4 protein-coding genes are annotated in these 2832 nt (G+C 71.6%); all 4 read left to right on the forward strand.

The features are described from left to right. Nucleotides 1–256, forward strand: a 256-nt coding sequence (locus VGJ14_16920) for a PIG-L domain-containing protein (protein HEY2834113.1), incomplete at its 5' end; no start/stop codon positions are given. After that, entirely contained in the window at nt 253–948 is a 696-nt protein-coding gene (locus tag VGJ14_16925; GenBank protein ID HEY2834114.1) for a 4-carboxy-4-hydroxy-2-oxoadipate aldolase/oxaloacetate decarboxylase, read from the forward strand. The genes VGJ14_16920 and VGJ14_16925, both read left to right, overlap by 4 nt. Then, on the forward strand, nt 945–2048 hold the full coding sequence (locus VGJ14_16930; protein ID HEY2834115.1) for a 4-oxalomesaconate tautomerase: 1104 nt from the start codon (nt 945–947) through the stop codon (nt 2046–2048). Before VGJ14_16925 ends, VGJ14_16930 begins: the two co-directional genes overlap by 4 nt. Before the next feature lie 10 nt (nt 2049–2058). Then, the coding region (locus VGJ14_16935; protein ID HEY2834116.1) for a VOC family protein at nt 2059–2832 on the forward strand (774 nt) is incomplete at its 3' end.

Here is a 2832-nt window from a genome sequence, read left to right on the forward strand (position 1 = left end):
CGAACCGCATCAGCCCGAGCAGTGCGACTTCAAGCCGCAGGTGCTGCTGGACATCACCGAGGTGTTCAGCGTGAAGCGGCGCGCGATGGAATGCCTGGTGGCGCAGCAGCACATGTGGGACTACTACACCGACCTGGCCCGCCGCCGCGGGGTCCAGCTGCGCCGTAACGCGGGTCCGAACCTGGGCCTGGCGCACGACACGATGGCAGAGGCCTACATGCGCGTCTACCCGCAAGTCACCGGGGCGCTCCAATGAAGAACGTGGTGGTCACCGGCTGCCCGCGCGCCGACCTCGGCGCGCTCGCCCGGTTCGGCGTCGCCACCGTGCACGAGGCGATCGGCCGCACCGGCTACCTCGGCCCGGGGATCCGCCCGGTCCACCTGGGGTCGCGGATCGGCGGCACCGCGGTCACCGTGGTCTGCTGGCCCGGCGACAACCTGATGATCCACGCCGCGGTGGAGCAGTGCCGCTTCGGTGACGTGCTCGTCGTCACCACCACCTCGCCGTCCACCGACGGCGCGTTCGGCGAGCTGCTCGCCACGGCGCTGCACCACCGGGGCGTCCGCGGCCTGGTCACCACCGGCGGCGTGCGGGACGTGGCCGAGCTGCACGAGATGAGCTTTCCGGTGTTCTGCGCCGCGGTGTCGGCCCAGGGCACGGTCAAGGCTACGCCCGGCGCGGTCAACGTTCCGGTCAGCATCGCCGGCCAGCAGGTACTGCCCGGTGATGCGGTCCTCGCCGACGACGACGGGGTCGTGGTGGTGCCACGGCAGGCGGTCCCCGGCGCCCTGACCGCGGCCCAGGCGCGGGCCGACAAGGAGCGCGCGTCCCGGGCTGCGTTCCGCCGTGGGGAACTGGGCCTGGACCGGTACGGGCTGCGCTCGGTGCTGTCCGAGCTTGGCATCGAGTACGTGGACTACCACCGCTATCAGGAGGCGGGCCCGTGACCGGGCCCGGTGGCACACCCGCGCCCGCGGACGGCGTGCGGTGCATGCTGATGCGCGGCGGCACCTCCAAGGGCCTGTACTTCCTGGCCGATGACTTGCCCGCCGATCCTGCGGTGCGGAATGCGCTGCTGCTGGCGGTGATGGGCAGCGGCCACCCGATGCAGGTCGACGGGGTCGGCGGCGCGCACCCGCTGGCCGCTAAGGTCGCGGTCGTGTCGCCGTCGCAGCGCGAGGACGCCGATATCGACTACCTGTTCCTGCAGCTCGGGGTGGACGAGCCGACGATCACCGACCGGCAGAACTGCGGGAACATCCTCGCCGGGGTCGGCCCGTTCGCCGTCGAGCGCGGGCTGATCGGCGCGGGCGGCGAGTCGACCACCGCCCGGATCCACATGGTCAACTCCCGCGCCGTGGTGACCGCCACGTTCGCCACGCCCGGCGGCGAGGTCCGGTACGCCGGGGACACCGCCATCGCTGGCGTTCCTGGCGCCGCCTCGCCGATCCTGCTCCGGTTCACCGATACCGCCGGCTCGGCCACCGGGCGCCTGCTCCCCACCGGCAGCGTGTGCGATGTCATCGACGGCATCGCGGTGAGCTGCGTCGACAACGGCATGCCGGTGGTGGTTGCCAGGGCGGCGGACTTCGGGCTTACCGGATACGAGCCGGCCGAGGAGTTGGCCGGGAACGAGGAACTGGCCCGCCGGGTGCAGGCGCTGCGGCTGGCCGCCGGGAAGCTGATGGGGCTCGGTGACGTTTCCGGCCTCTCGGTGCCCAAGACGACCCTGATCAGCGCGCCCCGCGACGGCGGGGCGATTTGCACTCGCACCTTCATTCCGGTCCGGCCGCACACCTCGATCGGGGTGCTCGGCGCGGTGACCGTCGCCACCGCCCTGCTGCTCCCCGGCGGCATCGGCGCTGAGCTTGCCCGGTTCCCCGCGGCCGGGCACGTGGCCGACATCGAGCATCCCACCGGGCGCCTGGAGGTCGAAGTCGAACTCGACACCTCCGGCAGCCCGCCGCGCGTGGTGCGGGCGGGTGTCGTCCGCACCGCCCGCAAGCTGTTCGACGGGACCGTCTACCCGGCCCCGATCACCCGGTAAGGAGGCGACGATGCCCCTGCTGCACGACATAGCCCACCTCGGCCACGCCGAGCTGCTCACGCCCGAGCCGGACAAGAGCCTGTGGTTTTTCACCGAAGTGCTCGGGCTGACCGAGAACGGCGCCAGCGGAGATTCGGTCTACCTGCGCACCTGGGACGACTACGAGCACCACAGCCTGAAGCTGACCGCGGCGGGCACGTCCGGCATCCGCCGCACCGGCCTGAGGGCCAGCAGCGAGGAGGCGCTGAAGAGGCGGGTGGCCGGGATCGAGGCTGCGGGCCTCGGCGTCGGCTGGCGCGACGGCGACGCCGGGCTCGGGCCCACCTACCTGTTCCGCGATCCGGACGGGCACGAGTTCGAGCTGTACTGGGAGACCGAGTGGTACCGGCCGGACGGCCCGCTGAAACCCGCGCTGAAAAACCAGGCGCAGGCGTACCCCGGGCGCGGCGTGTCAGTCCGGCGGCTCGATCACGTCAACTTCCTGGCCGCGCTGGCCCAGCCGAACGGGGACTTCGTCTCCGGGGTGCTCGGTGGCCGGGTCACCGAGCAGATCGTGCTCGACGACGGCGCCATCTCGGCGCAGTGGCTGCATTTCGCGCAGAAGTCCTATGACCTCGTCTACACCAACGACTGGACCGGGTCACACCGGCGGCTGCACCACATCGCGTTCGCCACCGATACCCGTGAGGACATCCTGCGGGCCGCGGACATCTGCCTGGACCGGGGGGTCTTCATCGAAACGGGCCCGCACAAGCACGCCATCCAGCAGACGTTCTTTCTCTAC

The organism is Sporichthyaceae bacterium, from assembly GCA_036493475.1.
Lineage (GTDB): Bacteria > Actinomycetota > Actinomycetes > Sporichthyales > Sporichthyaceae > DASQPJ01.